Below are 18,150 nucleotides of genomic sequence, written 5' to 3' on the forward strand. Positions count from 1 at the left end.
AGTTGCGAAATCCCATGAATTTGGGAATAGCTGATGAATTCCCGAAAACGCACCTGGTCTCACCACTTGTGTTCATCATTCGTCACTATTCACCACCATCCTCCCGGAAGTTGTTTTGATGTTAAATGACTCGAACAACAGAACGCTTTGGGCCTGGAATTGAGCTTCCGGGAAGGTTCGTTGGACCATGCGCCATCATCATGGTCCCGGCAGCAGCGCCTTGAAGATCGTCCCTAGCCGACGCCCCCATTCCCCCTGGCGCGGGCGCGGGCGATAGCTGTTTTGGCCGCTGATGGCCCATTGCAACAGGCCGACGCTGGTGGCGTAGGCGGGGCTGTGCAGTGAGTCCACCAGGCCGGCCAGGTTGCGCGGGTTGGCGACGCGGGCGGGCACGCCCAACACGCGGTAGGCGACCTGGGCAATGCCTCGTAACTGCGCCGCGCCTCCGGTAAGGACAATGCCGGCAGGCAACATCCCGTCATACCCCGATTCTCGAATATCGCGCAGCACCAGTTGGAAAATCTCCTCCACGCGCGCCTCAATCACGTGGGCCAGGTCTTGCCGCCCTACCTGGATTTTCTCGCCGCCGAATGGCTCCACCGTGAAGATGGAATCGGAATCGATTTGTTCCGGGCGACAGTCGCCGTACTGCAATTTCACCCGTTCGGCCACCTCGAAGGGCACGCGCAGGCCAATGGCGATGTCGTTGGTGACGTGATTGCCGCCCACGGGGATGACGCTGGTGTGCCACACCATGCCATCGACGAACAGGGCCAGGTCCGTTGTACCGCCGCCGATGTCCGCCACCAGCACGCCCATTTCCCGTTCGGTAGGTTCGAGAATGGCTTCGGCGGAGGCCAGGGCATTGAGGACGAACTCTTCGACTTTGATGCCCACGACATCGGCGCATTTTTGCAGGTTCATCAGGGCGGGGTTGGCCGCGGTAACGATGTGGGCTTCGACTTCCAGGCGGTAGCCAAACATGCCCACGGGGTTGCGCACGCCCTCGTTCTCGTCCACGCTAAAGCGGCGGGGAACCAGGTGGACAATCTGCCGGTTCTGGGGGATGGCGATGGCCTGGGCGGCATCCAGAGCGCGGTCGATGTCTTCGGGAGAAATGCCGGCATTATTCCGCCCCACCGCCACTGTCCCCCGATTATTCGTCGAACTGATATGCTCCCCCGCCATGCTCACCAGCGCCCGCGACAGGCTGTAGCCCGACGTCTGTTCCGCCTTCTCCACCGCGCGCGCAATCACCAGCGCCGCCTCATTCACATCCACGATCATACCCTTGCGCATCCCCACCGCCGGCTCACTACCCAACCCGATAATGCGCAACTGCCCGGCGCGCACCTCGCCCACCAGAGCGCACACCTTTGTCGTACCGATGTCCAGCGCAAAAATGATCTCTTCCATTACCACCACCACCTCAAACCAAGTAATCGTTCAAAAACAACTTAGCGATTTGCAGATTGGTTCAATCTGACAGATTGAACCAATCTCCGCGAGCTTAATTCCGAACGATTACTAAGGACTGACGATGAAACAAAGTACGGAATTGCATCGCCAGTTTGAAGGAAACAACTTCGTTGTCTTATTTGCTTTCCGTTCCCAAGTAACCGTCCAGAATTCAGTTCTCCCCAAGATTGATTCATTCTTGGAGAGTGACTATACAGGTCATCTGCCCAGATTGGACCAATTTGCTCTGGTTGAATCTTATTGATGTCTACAAAATTGGTCCAATCTCTCGGAGACGTGAATAGTTACCTTGGAGAATCAACCAATCTGAAAAAAGGTAGTATCACTGATCGCCACCGCCAGTCGCCAGGAAAAATGGCTTGCGCGGGTTGCTGACGCTGATGTATTGCGGCGCGCGCCCTTCCGCCAACAGACGGTCCACCAGCGTCTCATAAACGGTCAGTTTCTGCGCCATGTCCTCCCCCACCCCAAAATACGCCCGCCAGCCGCGACCATCCTGGTAGCTGAGGCCGCCGCGCGGGTCGTAATAAAGCGACTCGATGTTGGGACGCAGTTGGCGCAGCAGCAGCGCCCCACGCAGCACTTCCGCCGGCACAAAGCGCAGCGCCGCCGTCATGGCCGCCTCTGGCGTGGGCGCACCCGCCTCATTCGTCTCCGTCTCCGCCGTATCCTCACCGGCGGGATCGGGCGACAGGGTAATCAAGGAGGCGTCTCCCTCCGCCTGGATTTGCAGCAATCCGGGGACGGAGGCACGCTCGGGGATGAGGGTGCCCTGCCGATTAATCCAATAGGATTGACCCTCCTGCACCCACACGGCCACGGGTGTGTCCTCGCGCACCTGGATCAAGACCTGGTTAGGCCATTCCAGGCTGACGGTGGCGGAGATAACGCCGGGCAATGCGGCCACCTGGCGCGCGGCCCGGTCGGGGTCGGCGGCAAAAATGTGGACACCGGCCAGCCCGCTGGCGGCGGCGATCTCTTGCGGCGGAATGGCCTGCGCCCCTTCCACGGGAATGGCCGTGAGGGTGAAGGTCTGGTCGCCGCTGACGAGGTAGAGGGCGGCGGCGCAGATGAGGAGGATGCCCAGACTGATCCAGCGGGAGGTCACGACAAACTGCTTCAGCAGGGCCAGGGGGCGCTGGAAGGTAGGGTTGTTACGCCGCCGCCGTTTTTTGGCGGTGCGGGGTATGGCGAGTTTGGGGGGAGATGCCGGCATTGCCACTTGCATCCGCCGCACAGCAGGTTGTTTCCGCAACCGTCGATTCGTAGACCGTTTCTCACTCATCATTCATACCACCCATCACGACACAGGCGCGTCATACGTGCGCTGCAACGCCGACTTCTGTGCCTCGCGGGCCAGCGCCAACTCAATCAACTTGTCCAGCAGCCGCGGATACGGCAGGCCGCTGGCCTCCCACAATTTGGGATACATGGAAATGCGCGTAAAACCGGGCATCGTGTTAATCTCATTCAGGTAGAGCGCGCCGCTCTCCCGGTCCATGAGCAAATCTACCCGCCCCAACCCGGCGCAATCAATCGCCCGATACGCGGCCAATGCCAGCCGACGCACCTCGTCCGACTCCGCCGCCGACAACGGCGCGGGAATCAGCAGTTCTGATTCATCGGCGGAACCGGGAGCCACCATGTATTTCGCCACGTAATCGTAAAAAGCGCGGCGCGGGCGCACCTCGCCCACCACGCTGGCGATGGGGTCTTCGTTGCCCAGCACGGCTACTTCCAGCTCGCGCGCCGGAATGCCCTGCTCCACCACCAGCCGCCGATCGTATCGGGCCGCTTCGTCCAGGCCGCGCCGCAGTTCGTCGCGCCCGGTGCATTTGCAGATGCCCACGCTGGAACCCAAATTAGCGGGTTTGGTGAAGACGGGATAGGCGAGCGCGGCTTCGATTTCATCCAGCACGGCCTCCGCGTCGGCCAGCCACGCCGTTTTCAGGACAAGCTTCCACGGCAGCACGGGGATGCCGTGCGCCTGCATCACGGCTTTGAAGATGGCTTTGTCCATGCCCACGGCGGAGCCAACCACGCCCGCGCCCACGTAAGGAATGCCGGCAAGTTCCAACAACCCCTGCACCGTACCATCCTCGCCATTCGGGCCATGCAGCACAGGCAGAATCACGTCCAGATGAGCCACTTCGGACATCGCCGCCGGCCGCGCCGCCACTTTTTCCACTTGCAGCAGCGCCGCCGACTCCGGATCGGGCAGCAGCGTTGCCGGCTGCGCCGCCGCCGCGCGACCCGCGGCCAGCGCCATCATCGGGTCCCCCGTGAGCCAGCCTCCCTGTCGCGTGATGCCAATGGGAACCACCTCGTACTTTTCCTTATCCAGGGCGGCCATCACCGACTGCGCCGATTGCAGCGACACATCATGTTCGCCAGATCGACCGCCGAAAATAACGCCTACCCGTAGCTTACGCTTTTGCTCTGCCATCATTCCTGTTCAAACCGCCAGTCGCCAACCAGTTCCACTTCCAGTTCCATTTCGACGCCAAACTTCTCACGCACCACGTTCCACGCCTCGGCAATGAGGCCGTGTACGTCTTCGGCGGTAGCATCGCCATCGTTAATGAAGAAGTTGGCGTGCTTTTCGGAGATGTGCGCACCACCGCGCCGATACCCTTTCAAGCCGGCGGCGTCAATCAAGTAGCCCGCGTAGAAGTGTGGCGGGTTTTTGAACATGGAGCCGCAGCTTGCGCCGCCGGGTTGCGTCTCTTTGCGGTAGGCGATAAAGCCGTCCGCGTGCGCGGTGAGTACATCCACGGGTTCGGGCTTCAACTCCAGTTCCACGGAGAGGACGACGCGGCGGGAGCGGTCCGTGCCCTGTTCCTGTTTCAGCACGCTGTCGCGGTAGGCGTAACCCATTTCCTCGCGGCTGTAGGTGCGGACGCCCACGCCCGGTTTCCACAGGGTGACGGTGCGCACGTTGCTGGACATGTCGCTGCCATGCGCGCCGGAGTTGCCGACGACGGCCCCGCCGACGGTTCCGGGCACGCTGATGGCCCATTCCAGGCCGCCCAGCCCTTTGGCGATGCACTGGCGCGCCAGGGAGGAGAGGTTCATGCCGGATTCGACGGTACAGACGACGTGGGCGCCGGTGTGGCGGAAGCGCATCTGGCGGGCGCGATTGAAGATGACAAGGCCGGAAATGCCGGCATCCGCCACCAACACATTCGACCCCCCACCCAAAATAAAGTAGGGAATGTGCGAGTTATAAGCCAGTTCCGCCGCCTGCCGCAGCTCGTCCGCATTCGTCACCATGACGAACATCTCCGCCGGGCCGCCAATACGTGCCGTCGTATAGCGCGACATCGGCACATTCAACTGGAATTGTTCGCCAAACGTGGCGTGGAAGTGAGTCAAAATCGCATCCATAAGCGAGGTTTGTAAGTTCATACGCTGCTCGAGTGGTTCATTGGTTCAATCTTCGGAGATTGAACCAATCTGATTGGTCCAATCGCCAGAGAGCGTTAGTAGTTGCGATTAACCATCTTTCTGCCGCAGCCCATCCAGGAGCCACTCGCCTACGGCGTTGCCGTCGCCCGCGCCCAGCAGGATCACCACGTCGCCCGGCTGCACATGGTCCAGCAAGTAGGCGGCGGCTTCTTCGCGGGCGGGGATGGCGCGGGCGTCCGAGTGGTCCATTTGCGCCAGAACTTTCTCCGTCGTCATGCCCAATGTGTCCCGCTCGCGGCTACGGTAGATGGCCAGGCCGATGACACAATCGGCGTCCTGGAAGCTGCGGGCGAATTCCGCTTGCAGCAGGTGGGTGCGGCTGTAGGTGTGCGGCTGCCACACGGCCCAGATGCGTTGTCCGGGGAATCGCTGGCGCGCGGCGGCCAGGCTGGCGCGGATTTCCGTGGGGTGGTGGGCGTAGTCGTCGATGATGGTGACATCTCCCGCTTCGCCGAGGATTTGGAAGCGCCGTCCGACGCCGGTGAACGTGGCTAATGCCGGCATCGCCTCCACAAAAGGCACGCCCACATACGCCACCGCCGCCAGCGCCGCCAACCCATTCAGCACATTATGCCGCCCAGGCACGCGCAGGCGGGCCACACCCAGCGTCTCGCTTCCCGACTGCACCAGAAAATCGGAGCCGCCCAACTGATTCGGGCGCACATCCAACGCCCGCCAATCAGGCGTCTGCCCGTTACCCATCAGTCCATACGTCGCCAGCTTCACATCCATCAGCGCCAACCGGGCCAGCACCGCCCGCGCCCCCTCGTCCTCGGCGCAAGCCACCAACTCGCCGCCCGGGGGCAGCAAGCGGGCAAAACGGACAAATGCCTCTCGATACGCCGCCTCCGTGGGGAACAAATCCGGGTGGTCGTGTTCCACGTTCGTGATCACGGCCACCGTTGGGCGCAGCCCCAAAAACATGTAATCATACTCATCCGCCTCAATCACAAACAGGCGGCTGCGCCCCGCGCGCCCGTTGCTGCCCAGGCTGGGCAGCACGCCGCCGGCAATCACGCTGGGGTCGCGCCCGGCGGCGATCAGGATGTGGCTGATCATGGCCGTCGTCGTCGTCTTGCCATGCGATCCCGCCACAGCGATGCAGGTCTGATCATGCATCAGCGCTCGCAGAAAATCCGCCCGCTTGAGCACGGGAATGCCCGCCTGCCGCGCGGCCAGCCGTTCCACGTTATCCGCGGGCACGGCGGAGGAAATCACCACCACATCCGCGCCGGCCACATGCCCCGCCGCGTGCCCCACAAAGACGGTCGCGCCCGCCGCTTGCAGCGCCGCCGTGAGCGCATTCGCCTGCATGTCGGAGCCGGAAACAGGATAGCCCTGCCCCAACAACACCTGGGCAATGGCAGACATGCCGCTGCCGCCAATGCCCACGATGTGGACGTGCATGTGCGGGGCGAGTAGAAAAGTGTCAGGAGCGAAGGACATAAGCGTGGCCATAAGTGAATGGTCAATAGGTAGGGATCGGCTAGATCATGACGACAATAACGAACAGGAAGACGAGTACGATCAGGATCGGCAGGTAAGGCGCCAGCAGGGGCAGGGGGAGCTTCTCCACCAGCGACGCGAAGGTGTCGAAGTCGGGGCGGATGATGGTGGCGGGATCGAAGGCATAGGGGACGTTGCGCACCAGTCGCTCATAACTACCGGGCGAGATGATGCGATACTCCAGAAACGACCACAGCGTCCCGACGATGAGGTAGCCATTGAAACCGCCGACAATCGCGCCCAGAAGTTTCTCCTGCAAGTTGTCCCGCAAACGGGCGACAAAACGCCCGCCCGATAGCTGCCCTGCCAGAGAAGGACCTTGATAGCTGAAGAAGGCGATGAGCAGGTGCACCAGGGCCAGCACGTAGAACTGCTGGCGCAGCCCGGCGTAAGGGTCGGCAATCGTGCTGGAGTCGGTGGGCACGTTGGTGAGTAGGGAGACGATGAGGACGCCAAACCGGTCCACGGCGAACAGGGACAGCACCAGCCCAGATGTGGCGATAACTTCCTTCGTCCAGCCGCGCAGGAAGCCGATCAGGGCAAAAAAGCCGATCATAATCCAGAATACGGTTTGCAGACTGAGCATCCGTTATTTCTCCGCCAACCGCGTCAGCAACCGACCGATGCGTTGCGCTGAGTCTGGTTGGTCCAGGGCTGCCGCCGCCGTGGACATAGCCACGCGCCGCGCCGCATCAGAAAGAATGGCTTGAATGGTGGGCAGCAGTTCAGCGGCCATACGCTCGTCGTCCAATCGGATGGCCGCGCCACGGGCGGCCAGGTAGTCGGCGTTCACCTTTTGGTAACGCCAGGCAAAGGGGTAGGGGACAAGAATGGCGGGCAGGCCAAAGGCGGGGCATTCGCCCAACATACTGGCTCCGCCGCGAGCGACGACGAGATCGGCGGCACGGAAAGCCGGCCCCATTTCGTCGTCCAGGTAGGCGTAGGGGCGATAATGGGCGCGCAGGTCGGCGGGTAGTTGGGCGGCGTTGGCCTCGACTTCCGGCCAGGTGAGTGTGCCGCTGATGTGGATGACCTGGTACTGGGTCAGGAGTGCCGGCAAAATACGCATGAGCGCCCGGTTGATGGATTGTGCGCCACGGCTGCCACCAAAGACGAACAGGGTGAGGCGGTCGGGGCGCAGGTCGAATTGGGCCAGGGCGGCGGTTTTATCCTTGCGGGCCGCGGCGCGTAGTTCCGCCCGTACGGGATAGCCGGTGGTTTCGGTGATGCCGGCATTAAAATAAACCGCCGAATCATCACTGGTGCAAGCCACCTTGTCCACAAAGCGGCTGAGAAAGCGAATCGCCGCGCCCGGCTCAATGTCCGGCAAATAGATCGCCGCCGGAACCCGCCGCAATCGCGCCGCCAGCGCCACCGGCACATTCACGTAGCCGCCCGTCATGAACAACACCTGTGGGCGAAAGCGGCGCAGGAGGCGAAAGGCGCTGCCCAGACTCCACAACAGTTGCGCCCCGTTTTGCAGCCGCGTGACCAGGGGCACGCCCACAATCGGACCGCCGCGAATGGTGTGCAAACGAATGCCCGCGCGCGGAACCAGCCGCTCTTCCGTCTGGCCGCGCGTGCCCACCCAGAGTACGTCCAGGTCTGGCCTGTCCGCGCTGAGGGCGTCCACCACGGAAAGCGCGGGGTAGATGTGGCCGCCTGTGCCACCGCCGCAAATCATCACTCTCACCCTGGGCCTCCTGCCGGCATCGTGCGGGCGCGGGGTGGGCGCTGCCCCTGAATGCGCGTGTTGATGGCCGCGTCCCGCGAGATGTTTAGCAAAATGCCCACGCCCACGAGAGAAATCGCCAGCGAGGAGCCACCGTAGCTGAGAAACGGCAGCGGCAGCCCGGTGAAGGGGACGACGGCGGTGATCACGGCGATGTTGATGAGGGCCTGGAAGCTGAGCCAGCAGGTGATGCCCAGGGCCAGCAGCGAACCGTAGTTGTCACGCGCTTTGCGCGCGGTGCGGAAGCCGCGCCAGACGAGAATGCCAAACAGGGCGATGGTGAGGAGACAGCCCAGAAGGCCCATTTCTTCGCCGAGGACGGCGAAAACGCTGTCGGTGTGCGCGGCGGGCAGGGGACCGAATTTCTGCGTGCTTTCACCCAGGCCGACGCCAAACCAGCGGCCATTTGCCAGGGCAATGAGGGATTGCTGCACGTGCCAGCTTGCCTGGCTGGGGTCGCGCAGGGCGGCGGCGTAGGCGTCTACGCGCCCGCGGGCGTGGGGCAGGGTGAGCATGAGGAAGACAAACGCGACCAGTCCGATAATGCCGGCAACGCTCAACTGCCGCCAATCCGCTCCCGCCACAAAAAACAGCGAGTAGCTGATCAAGGCAATCAAAGCCGCCGTACTCAGGTCTGGCTGGCGCACGATCAAGGCGCACACCACGCCCGTAATCACCGAAAACGGCACCAATCCATACGTCAGGTCGCGGATGCGGTCCCCTTTGGTGGACAACCAGTGCGCGATGTACAAAATCGTCACCAGTTTGGCGACCTCCGACGGCTGATAGGAGCCGCCGGACAGACCACGTCGCGCCCCAAAAATCGCTTCGCCGAAGAATAGCGTGACAACCAGCAGCAGCAGCGTGCCCACCAGCAGGGGCACGCTAAAACGGCGCAGCAAGTGGTAATCAAACTGCATGATCACGAAAATAGCCACCAGACCAATCGCCAGCGCCTGCAATTGGCGTTCAAAGAAGAACGTGGCATCCCCCTCGTGAAAGAGGACGCCATAATCAAAGGTGGTGCTGTAGACCATCAGCATGCCCACCACCAGCAGTCCGGCAACCGCCAGCGCCAACCAGTAATCAAACTTCAGGCGCAGGTGGGAACCGACGCGATTATTTTGTTTGCCAACAAAGCGAATGGCTGTCATAAGCTCTTTCTCACGATAATTCAGCATCTTCCGGGAAGGTGGGCATTAGGCCGCATCTACCAGGAAACCTTCCCGGAAGTTCGGCGTACGCCATTTGCATCTTCCGGGAAGGTGGAAGGTGGGCATTAGGCCGCATCTACCAGGAAACCTTCCCGGAAGTTCGGCGTACGCCATTTGCATCTTCCGGGAAGGTGGAAGGTAGGCATAAGGACAAATCTTCCTGCAAACCTTCCCGGAAGCTCAACACAGGTCCCGCACCAACTGCCGAAAATGCTCGCCGCGGGCGACGAAATCGGTGTAAGCGTCGTAGCTGGTTCCGCCGGGGGAGAGGAGAACCACGTCGCCGGGTTGCGCCAGCCGCGCCGCCGCCTGCACGGCCTCGCCGAGTGTGTGACAGCGCACCACGGGCGGCGGCGTTTGCCCATTACGCGACTGCGCCGCCAGATAGTCCGCCAGCGCCGGCGCGAGCAGGCCAAAGAGGACGACGGCTTTGACGCGCTGTTGCACGGTGCGCGCCCAATCGTCCCAGACCATATCTTTGTCCCGCCCACCGGCCAGCAGCACCAACGGTTCGTGGAAGGCGTTGATGGCGGCCAGGGCGCGCTCCGGCGCGGTGGCGATGGAGTCGTTAATGTAGAGGACGCCGTGGAGGACGCGCACGGGTTCCAGGCGGTGGGGCACGCCGGTAAAGCTGGCAATGGCCTCGCGCATGACGGCGGCAGGGACACCCACGCTATCCGCCAGGGTGATGGCCGCGAGGACATTCGAGATGTTGTGCTGGCCGCGCAGTTGAATGTCTTCCAGGGCGCAAACGGGTGTGGCGCGCCCATCGTCTGCCAGCCAGAGCTGCTTGTCGCGCAGGAAGGCGCCATCGGTGACGGTTTGCCGCCGACTGAAGAGGCGCAGCCGCCCGCGCACCAGGGGGGCCAGGGCCAGGGCGCCGGGGTCATCGGCGCAGAGGACGGCCACGCCGTCTTGCTCCTGGTGGCGCAGGATGTTGGCTTTGGCGTCGCTGTAGGCGGCCATGGTGCGGTGGCGGTCCAGGTGGTTAGGCGTGATGTTCAGCACGGCGGCCACGGCGGGGCTGCGGCGCCACCATTCAAGCTGGAAGCTGGAAAGTTCCTGCACGACGTAATCCTGGGGCTGAATCTGGTCCAGGCAGCCGATGAGGGGCTGGCCGATGTTGCCGCCAACCCAGGTGGTGACGCCACTGGCCAGGCAGAGGCGTCCGGTGAGGGTGGTGGTGGTGGTTTTGCCGGCACTTCCTGTAATCCCCATGGTGCGGCGGGCGGGGTTGCGTTCGGCGAAAAGCTGCGAATCATTCGTTACCGGGATGCCCCGCTCAACCGCCACCCGCACAATGGGCGCGGATGCCGGCACGCTGCCGCTCACCGCCACCACATCCACGCCATCCAACAACGACAACGGATGTTCACCCAAAACGTACGCTATCGGGCAGTCGGCCAGCGCCGCCAGATTTGCTTGCAATTGTTCCGCCAGGCGCAAGTCGGACACCGTCACCTTTGCCCCCACCGACACGGCGAAACGCGCCAGAGCCATGCCCTGCCGCGCCAGACCGAGGATGAGGAGGTGTTTGCCAGTTAACGTGTCCATTCTTCTATATCAACGCCAGCGCCAGGCCGATCATGCCCGACAGGATACCGATCAGCCACCATCGCTGCACAATTTGCGTCTCGCTCCAGCCGGTGACGACAAAATGGTTGTGCAGAGGGGACATCTTGAAAGGGCGAATATCTCGCCCCAGGAAACGGCGGCTCAGGACCGCCGAGGCAACTTGTAAGACGACGGAAACCGTGGTGGCAACGGGGACAAAAGCCACCACGGGCAAGATAAGCCACTGGTTCGTCATCAGGGCGACCACGCCCAGCGCGCCGCCCAGCGCCTGGGAGCCAACGTCGCCCATGAACATCTGCGCGGGGTGGGCGTTGAACCAGAGGAAAGCAAAGCAGGAGCCGACCACGACGAAGCAGTAAACGAGCAGGAACTGCTGGTCTTGCATGAAGGCGATAACGCCGTAGATGGCGAACGCGGTGGCTGTGATAATGCCGGCAAGTCCATCCAATCCATCCGTAAAATTCACCGCATTCGCCGTCGCCACAATCACGAAAGTCGCCACGGGCACGTACCAAATGCCCATGTCCAGCAGCAAGGGCACGGTGGGCACAGCCACGAAGCCGTGCCGGTCATTCAGAATGAAGAGCAGAATCGCGGCCGCCAGACCGATGGCGACCTGATACCAGATTTTGTAGCGCGCCAGCATGCCCACGCCGGGCCGCTGGCGAAAACCCTGGTAATCGTCGATGCCGCCCAAAATGGCGTAGGCGACCATCACGCCGAGGGGAATGATCACGCTTTCGGCGATCACTTGCAGTTTCACCAACTGCACGATGTTCACCACAATGCTGATGATCACGGTCCAACCGACGATGAGGATGCCGCCCATGGCCGGTGTGCCCATCTTTTTCATGTGCGATTGCGGCCCTTCGATGCGAATCTGTTTGCCCAGACGCAGCCGCCGCATCAATTCGATCAGGGGGCTGCCCCAGATCACGGCCAGCAAGAAGGTGACGCCGCCTATTGTGAGTGCAAATGCCATGTTGCCTATCTACTCTTCACGACGTACTTAAGGCCGTTACCAGTTGGTCCAGGTGGACGCCGCGCGAGCCTTTGACGAGGATGACGTCGTCGGGTTCGATGACGGTTGCCAGCAGGGCGGCCGCGGCGGTGTGGTCGGGGAGGATATGGACGTGAGATGCCGGCATTCCCAAAGCCAGCGCCTCCTCCCCCATCATGCGCCCCAACGGACCAACCGTGATCAAAATATCCGCCACATCCACCGCCCGCCGCGCCACCATGCGGTGACCCTGCTCCGCTGCCGCGCCCAATTCCAACATATCACCCATCACGGCAATGCGTCGTCCGTCCAGGTCCGCCAGCAAATTGAGCGCCGCAATCGCCGATTCCGGGCTGGAGTTGTACGTGTCGTCGATCAGGAGCGAGCCGCGCGGTCCGTCAACGGCCACCAGGCGCAACTGCGTGCGGCGATCTTGCAGCCCCGTGACGATCTCATCCCAACTGAGGCCGCAGTTCAGGCCCACTGCCGCCGCCCGCAGCGCCGTGTGTACGCTGTGCCGCCCCAGCAGCGGGACACGAATGTACAGTGTCGCGCCTTGATAGTGCAGGCGAAAACGAATGCCATCCAGCCCCATGGAAGCGATCTCGTCCGCCCACAGGTCGGCCCGCGGCGCGTCCCCATTGTCGCCGAGGCCATAGGTGAAGACGCGCGCCGCCGTGTGCGCGGCCATGCCCATCACCAGCGGCTCGTCCCGGTTGAGGATAGCCACGCCGTCGGCGGGCAGCGCCGCCACCAACTCTTGCTTGGCGGCTACGATTGCCTCCAGGCTGCCCAACCGCTCCAGATGCACCGGGCCGACGTTGGTGACGACGCCGATGGCGGGGGCGGCAATACGGCAGAGGGTGGCGATTTCGCCCGTGGCGTACATGCCCATTTCCAGCACGGCGTACCGGTGACGCGCGTTCAATTGCAGTACGGTCAGGGGAAGGCCGATCTCGTTGTTGTAGTTGCCTTCTGATTTTAAGGTGCGACCGCGCCGGGAGAGGACGGCGGCGGTCAATTCTTTGGTGGAGGTTTTGCCGACGCTACCGGTGATGCCGACGACGGTGAGGTGGTGCCGGCGTCGCCAGTAGGCGGCGATCCGCTGCAAGGCATCCAGGGTGTTATCTACGAGGAGGCAGAGGGGAGATGCCGGTATTTCCGCCAACCCTTCCCCATTCGTATCCCCGGCGCGCAGCCGCACCGTATGGTAAGAACGAGCCACGGGCCGCTGCACCAACGCCGCCACCGCGCCGCGACGAAACGCATCCTCCACGAAATCGTGCCCATCCACATTCTCGCCGACAAAAGCCACAAACAAGCTGCCCTTCACGGCCTGGCGGCTGTCAATGACTACCGACGTCAGCGCCGGTTCCTGACCACGCGGCTGATAATCCGTGAGAGCGGCAAAAACGTGTCCAAGCGTAATCATGATCCTCGGCAAACGAGTGCCTTGCCCCTTATCAATTACCACCTCGCGCCGCCATGATGTCGGCCTGGAGACGAACCCGGTCTGGCGGGATGTCCAGGAGGACGACCAACTCTTGCGCCAGACTGGCGAAGGTCGGGGCGGCAGTCTGCGAACCCCACGGGTTTAGTTGTGGGCGGTCCAGCTTCACCAGGACAATGATTTCCGGGTTATCCGCCGGCAGCCAGCCAATAAAGGAGCCGATGACGTCGTTGAGCAGGTAAATGCCGCCTTCCGCAATCTGGGCCGTGCCGGTTTTGCCGGCAATCGTGTACCCATCCACCTGCGCCTCATACACCTCACTCGCCACCGCGTTAACGGCCATCGCCGTCAACTGCCGCGCCGTCTCCTTGCTCACCGCCTGGCTCAGCACCGTCGGCTCGTGCCGCAGCACCTGCCCCTGCGCGTGAATCTCCTGCACCACGTAGGGCTGCATGAGCTTGCCATCGTTTGCCAGCGCCGATGCGGCCACGATCATTTGCAGCGGCGTCACCGCCAACCCCTGGCCGAAGGCATTCGTCCCCAGGCTGGCTTCCGTCCAGTTCTCATCACCGGGCAGCGGCATGATGCCAATTGCTTCCGCCATCAGATCAATGCCCGTGGGTCGGCCAAAGTTGAACTTCTCCATGTAATGGTAAAACACGTCCGGCCCCATCCAGGAAGCCAGCGTGGCCGCGCCTACGTTCAGTGAACGGGACAACAGCGTGGTCATGTCCGTCAACCCTGGGGCGCTGCGGTCCCAGTTGTACATCTGGCTGCCGCCCATCTCAATCACGCCGGAGTCGTAGTAGGTGCTCTGTGGCGTCACCGTGCCGGAGTCAAGAGCGGCGGCCATGGTGATCAGCTTCATGACTGACCCCGGCTCATACATCCGACTGATGGCGGGGTTGAGCAGTAACCCGGCGTCATGTTTGTAAAAATCGTACGGTGTGTAATCCGGCTTGCTGGCCATCGCCAGGATAGCGCCCGTGCGCGGGTCCATGACGATGATTGTACCGGAGCGCGCTTGATGCTCGATCAGGGCATCCGAGAGCGCTTGCTCCACCGCGTATTGCACGGTGCGGTCAATAGTCAGCACCAGGTCCGCCCCCTCGCGGGCGATGACGTTGGGTTGGAAGGTGAGCGGGGAGATATTTACGCTGGCGCTGGCGGCCTCGCCGGCCAGCACACGCTGATACTGCCCCTCCAGGCCGGAGCCGCCCTGATTGTCGAAATCAACGTAACCGAGGACGTGGCTGAGCAGGCTGCCCTGCGGGTAAATGCGGCGCGGCAACGGATCAATCTGGATGCCATCAAAATCATGAACGCGCACGGCGTCCGCGATGTCCGCGCCGACGCGGGGGGCCAACATGACAAAGGATTGCGCCGATTCCAGTTCAGCCTGGATTCGATTACGCGGTTCTTCCATGATGGGGGCGAGGGTAGTGGCAACTTCTCCCGCATCCTGCACCAGATTGGGGGCGGCGCTGATCTGGTAGTCCGCGGCGTTGGCGGCGAGGACGGCGCCATTGCGGTCGTAGATGATGCCCCGCTCTGGATCGTCGCGCACCTGGACGATCTCGGCCCGGCGACCTTGTTCTACCCAAGCGTTCCCTTGCACCACCTGGAAGGCAAAAAGACGCCCGACAATGATGACGGTGAAGAAGCAAAGGCCGATGATAATGATCCAGGTACGCCTGATTTGACTACTGTTCACCAGATTCTCCTTGCACGAGGTTGCCGAATGTGGCTTTAAGGAGGAGCCATATGGCTTCGCGCATGGTGTGCGGGGGTTTGCGGATGATGGCGTTGGGGGTGGGAGAAATGCCGGCATTTTCCATCACGGGATAACCCGGCACAACCAGATATTCAATCTCCTCGGAGCGCGGCGGGACGAATCCCAGCCGTCGCGCCTCATTTTCCAACCGATCCAATGATTGCGCCGTGGCAATCGCCGATTCCAGTTCCCCATTGCTCTGTTTCAGGTTATCCAGTTCCTCCTGCAGCGCCTGTATCCGTCGCCCCACAATGGCCGTGCGACTCGTCTGGCTGAGATAAATCGCTCCTAGCAGGGCAATCAGGATGAGAATAATGCCCCAGCCAAGAGCCGCTTGCGCTTCAGTCAGCCAGGGGAGTTTCTTCAGCGCTTCGGCGGCGCGTTGACGAGCGGAGGGAACGGGATCGGACATGGTAAAACCATCAACTACGCCACGCCACTTCTCTTCTCCACGACGCGCAGGCGGGCGCTGCGGCTGCGTGGATTGGCGGCGATTTCTTCGTCGCCCGGCTGAACTGCCTTGCGCGTCACCAACTGGACAACGGCGTGGGCATCGCAAGTGCAAATTGGCTGTTGCGGCGGGCAAACACAGTCGCGGGAAAGTTGGCGGAATGTCTGCTTGACCAGGCGGTCTTCTAGCGAGTGAAAGCTGATCACGGCCATGCGCCCGCCCGGCTTGAGCAGGTCGATGCCGGCAGCCAACCCTTTTTCCACCGCCGCCAACTCCTCGTTGACGACAATCCGCAGCGCCTGGAAAACCTGGGTGGCGGGGTGCTTACGTCCACGTCGCCCCATGACCGCTTCGATCACCTGCCGCAGCTCCCCCGTTGTGTGCAGCGGTCGTGCCAGGACGATGGCGCGAGCAATTTTACGACTGGATCGCTCTTCGCCATAATGCCAGAACAGGCTGGCTAGATCGGTTTCTGACAGTGTGTTAATGAGGTCCGCCGCCGTTTTGCCCCGGCGCGGATCGAAGCGCATATCCAGGGGGCCGTCCCGTAAGAACGAAAACCCGCGCAGACCATCTTCCAACTGGCGGGAGGACAACCCCAGGTCGAGCAAAACACCATCAACCTGGTTGAAACCATAGGTTGGCGCCAGTTGGCCCATTTCGGCGTAACTGGCATTGATAAATGTCACACGGCTGGCGTCCGATTGCAGACGGGCGCGGGCAAAAGAGATGGCTTCCGGGTCGCGGTCAAAGGCGAGGACCTTTCCGTCCGGGGCGGATGCGGCCAGCAGGCCCGCTGTATGACCGCCCGCGCCTACTGTGCCGTCGATGTAGCGCCCGCCGGCGTGGGGGCGCAATATGTGCATGGTTTCCTGGAAGAGAACAGGGATATGGGCGGCGTCCGATGTGGCCGACATCCATCAAATCCCCAGGTCATCCCAGCGGGTGGCATCGTCGCTTTCTTCGACTTCGGTGCGTACGGCTTGCCAGTTGTCGGCGTTCCAAATTTCCAGGTAGTTGTACATGCCGGTGACGACGACTTCTGTTTCAATGCCGGCAAATTCGCGCAGATATGCCGGCAAAACAATCCGACCCTGACGATCCGGCACCAGGTCCGCCGCGCCGGAAAAAACGCGCCGCCGGAAAGCCCGCATCCCCTCATCGCTGAGAGGCCGGGTAGCGATTTCGTCCGCCAGGTTCTGCCAGCCATCCAGCGGAAACAGCATCAGGTTGCGGTCGAAGCCGCGCGTAATCACCAGCCCGGCCGCCAGTTCGCCGCGGAACTTGGCGGGAATGGTCAAACGCCCTTTATCGTCGATGGTGTGGACGAACTCGCCTAAGAACATCTGTTCTAATTGCCCCATTCTGGGATGATTTTCTGGCCAATGTGGACCTTTTTGCCCCACTTCGTACCACTTTGACCCACTATACGGCAAAGTATACACCAAACGCGCCACAAACGAAAGGTGCAAACGTGAATTTTTAAGGTTGCGGCGACAGGGAAAACGGCGCCGATCCGACGTCGGAACGCGCGTAGGGGCAACCCACTGACAACCGGCTTGCAGCGGGCCACACGCGCGGCGGCGCGCGTTTGCGTATCAATTTCGGGAACAAAAAAGCGGGAAAGGATCCACTGAGCAGGCCACGGAGGGCAGGCAAGCGCCAACCGTCAACCGTCACCTATTCAAGCGCCAGAACGGCCAGAAACTGGCGATCTTCTTCACTGAGCGCGGCGGTCAGCAAGAGTTCGGGGCGGCGGCGCCAGGTGCGGCGGAGGGCTTCTTGTCGCCGCCAGCGGGCAATTTGGGCGGCGTGGCCGGAGCGGAGGACGGGGGGCACGGACCAGCCGCGAAAGGTCTCCGGGCGGGTGTAGTGGGGGCCTTCCAGCAGGCCGGTGGCGTGGCTGTCCTGGTCGGCGGCATCTTCCGCGCCGAGGACGCCGGGCAGCAGGCGGGCCACGGCATCAATGAGAACCATGGCCGCCAATTCGCCGCCGGTGAGGACAAAATCGCCGATGGAGATTTCGTCGCTGACGAGGTGCTGGCGCACGCGCTCGTCTACGCCTTCGTAGCGTCCACAGAGCAGCAGCAGGCGGGGCTGCCGCGCCAGTTCGGCGGCGAGGGCCTGGTTAAAGAGGCGACCTTGTGGCGTGAGGAGGATGATGGGGGGCGGCGTGGCGGCGGGTGGGTCGGCCAGGATGGCTTCTACGGCGGCGAAGATGGGCGCGGGTTTGAGGACCATGCCGCCGCCGCCGCCGTAGGGGGGCTCGTCGGTGATGCGGTGTTTGCCGGCAGCGTAGTCACGAATGTTGTGCAGGTGGAGGTGGAGAATGCCGGCATCTTGCGCCCGCCGCAAAATACTGGCATTCAGGTAGTCGGGAAACATGTCGGGGAACAGCGTGAGGATGTCTATGCGCATGGCGTAAATATACATGAATCGCGGGGAGTTGGCAGCGGCGAGTCAGTGGTTGCGGTGGATCGGTCGTTCGCTGGTATAATTCG

The 18,150-nt window shown here is 62.3% G+C and carries 16 protein-coding genes; all 16 read right to left on the reverse strand.

From position 1 onward, the window contains the following. Positions 1-198: 198 nt before the first annotated feature. A complete protein-coding gene (ftsA, locus tag H6650_09965; GenBank protein MCB8952325.1) occupies positions 199-1,416 on the reverse strand; it encodes a cell division protein FtsA in 1,218 nt (405 codons plus the stop codon). Between the two features lie 385 nt (positions 1,417-1,801). Further along, positions 1,802-2,767, reverse strand: coding sequence for an FtsQ-type POTRA domain-containing protein (locus H6650_09970; GenBank protein MCB8952326.1), 966 nt, complete (start codon positions 2,765-2,767; stop codon positions 1,802-1,804). A 12-nt stretch (positions 2,768-2,779) separates the two neighbouring features. Further along, positions 2,780-3,925, reverse strand: a complete 1,146-nt coding sequence (locus H6650_09975; protein ID MCB8952327.1) for a D-alanine--D-alanine ligase — start codon at positions 3,923-3,925, stop codon at positions 2,780-2,782. Beyond that, positions 3,925-4,887, reverse strand: coding sequence for a UDP-N-acetylmuramate dehydrogenase (murB, locus tag H6650_09980; GenBank protein ID MCB8952328.1), 963 nt, complete (start codon positions 4,885-4,887; stop codon positions 3,925-3,927). Before murB ends, H6650_09975 begins: the two co-directional genes overlap by 1 nt. 87 nt (positions 4,888-4,974) lie before the next feature. Beyond that, positions 4,975-6,393: a UDP-N-acetylmuramate--L-alanine ligase gene (gene murC / locus H6650_09985; GenBank protein MCB8952329.1), complete on the reverse strand. Its 1,419-nt coding sequence runs from the start codon at positions 6,391-6,393 to the stop codon at positions 4,975-4,977. A gap of 40 nt (positions 6,394-6,433) precedes the next feature. Then, positions 6,434-7,039: a CvpA family protein gene (locus H6650_09990; GenBank protein MCB8952330.1), complete on the reverse strand. Its 606-nt coding sequence runs from the start codon at positions 7,037-7,039 to the stop codon at positions 6,434-6,436. Between the two features lie 3 nt (positions 7,040-7,042). After that, positions 7,043-8,146 carry a UDP-N-acetylglucosamine--N-acetylmuramyl-(pentapeptide) pyrophosphoryl-undecaprenol N-acetylglucosamine transferase gene (locus H6650_09995; protein MCB8952331.1) on the reverse strand — a complete coding sequence of 368 codons (1,104 nt, stop codon included), beginning with the start codon at positions 8,144-8,146 and terminating at the stop codon, positions 7,043-7,045. Beyond that, a complete protein-coding gene (gene ftsW / locus H6650_10000; protein ID MCB8952332.1) occupies positions 8,143-9,339 on the reverse strand; it encodes a putative lipid II flippase FtsW in 1,197 nt (398 codons plus the stop codon). The genes H6650_09995 and ftsW overlap by 4 nt, the downstream gene beginning before the upstream one ends. 240 nt (positions 9,340-9,579) lie before the next feature. Further along, positions 9,580-10,953, reverse strand: a complete 1,374-nt coding sequence (gene murD, locus H6650_10005; GenBank protein MCB8952333.1) for a UDP-N-acetylmuramoyl-L-alanine--D-glutamate ligase — start codon at positions 10,951-10,953, stop codon at positions 9,580-9,582. Positions 10,954-10,957: 4 nt separating this feature from the next. Then, on the reverse strand, positions 10,958-11,956 hold the full coding sequence (gene mraY / locus H6650_10010; protein MCB8952334.1) for a phospho-N-acetylmuramoyl-pentapeptide-transferase: 999 nt from the start codon (positions 11,954-11,956) through the stop codon (positions 10,958-10,960). Positions 11,957-11,972: 16 nt separating this feature from the next. Then, the gene (murF, locus tag H6650_10015; GenBank protein ID MCB8952335.1) at positions 11,973-13,406 is read right to left on the reverse strand and encodes a UDP-N-acetylmuramoyl-tripeptide--D-alanyl-D-alanine ligase; all 1,434 of its coding nucleotides are present in this window, start codon (positions 13,404-13,406) and stop codon (positions 11,973-11,975) included. A 31-nt stretch (positions 13,407-13,437) separates the two neighbouring features. Beyond that, on the reverse strand, positions 13,438-15,138 hold the full coding sequence (locus H6650_10020; GenBank protein ID MCB8952336.1) for a penicillin-binding protein 2: 1,701 nt from the start codon (positions 15,136-15,138) through the stop codon (positions 13,438-13,440). After that, positions 15,128-15,610 carry a septum formation initiator family protein gene (locus H6650_10025; GenBank protein ID MCB8952337.1) on the reverse strand — a complete coding sequence of 161 codons (483 nt, stop codon included), beginning with the start codon at positions 15,608-15,610 and terminating at the stop codon, positions 15,128-15,130. The genes H6650_10020 and H6650_10025 overlap by 11 nt, the downstream gene beginning before the upstream one ends. A 14-nt stretch (positions 15,611-15,624) precedes the next feature. Further along, positions 15,625-16,566 carry a 16S rRNA (cytosine(1402)-N(4))-methyltransferase RsmH gene (gene rsmH / locus H6650_10030; GenBank protein MCB8952338.1) on the reverse strand — a complete coding sequence of 314 codons (942 nt, stop codon included), beginning with the start codon at positions 16,564-16,566 and terminating at the stop codon, positions 15,625-15,627. A gap of 3 nt (positions 16,567-16,569) precedes the next feature. Beyond that, positions 16,570-16,995, reverse strand: coding sequence for a division/cell wall cluster transcriptional repressor MraZ (gene mraZ / locus H6650_10035; GenBank protein MCB8952339.1), 426 nt, complete (start codon positions 16,993-16,995; stop codon positions 16,570-16,572). A 334-nt stretch (positions 16,996-17,329) separates the two neighbouring features. Continuing rightward, positions 17,330-18,067, reverse strand: a complete 738-nt coding sequence (gene trmD, locus H6650_10040) for a tRNA (guanosine(37)-N1)-methyltransferase TrmD (GenBank protein MCB8952340.1) — start codon at positions 18,065-18,067, stop codon at positions 17,330-17,332. Positions 18,068-18,150 lie beyond the last annotated feature (83 nt).

It is taken from the genome of Ardenticatenales bacterium (assembly GCA_020634515.1).
Classification (GTDB): domain Bacteria; phylum Chloroflexota; class Anaerolineae; order Promineifilales; family Promineifilaceae; genus JAGVTM01.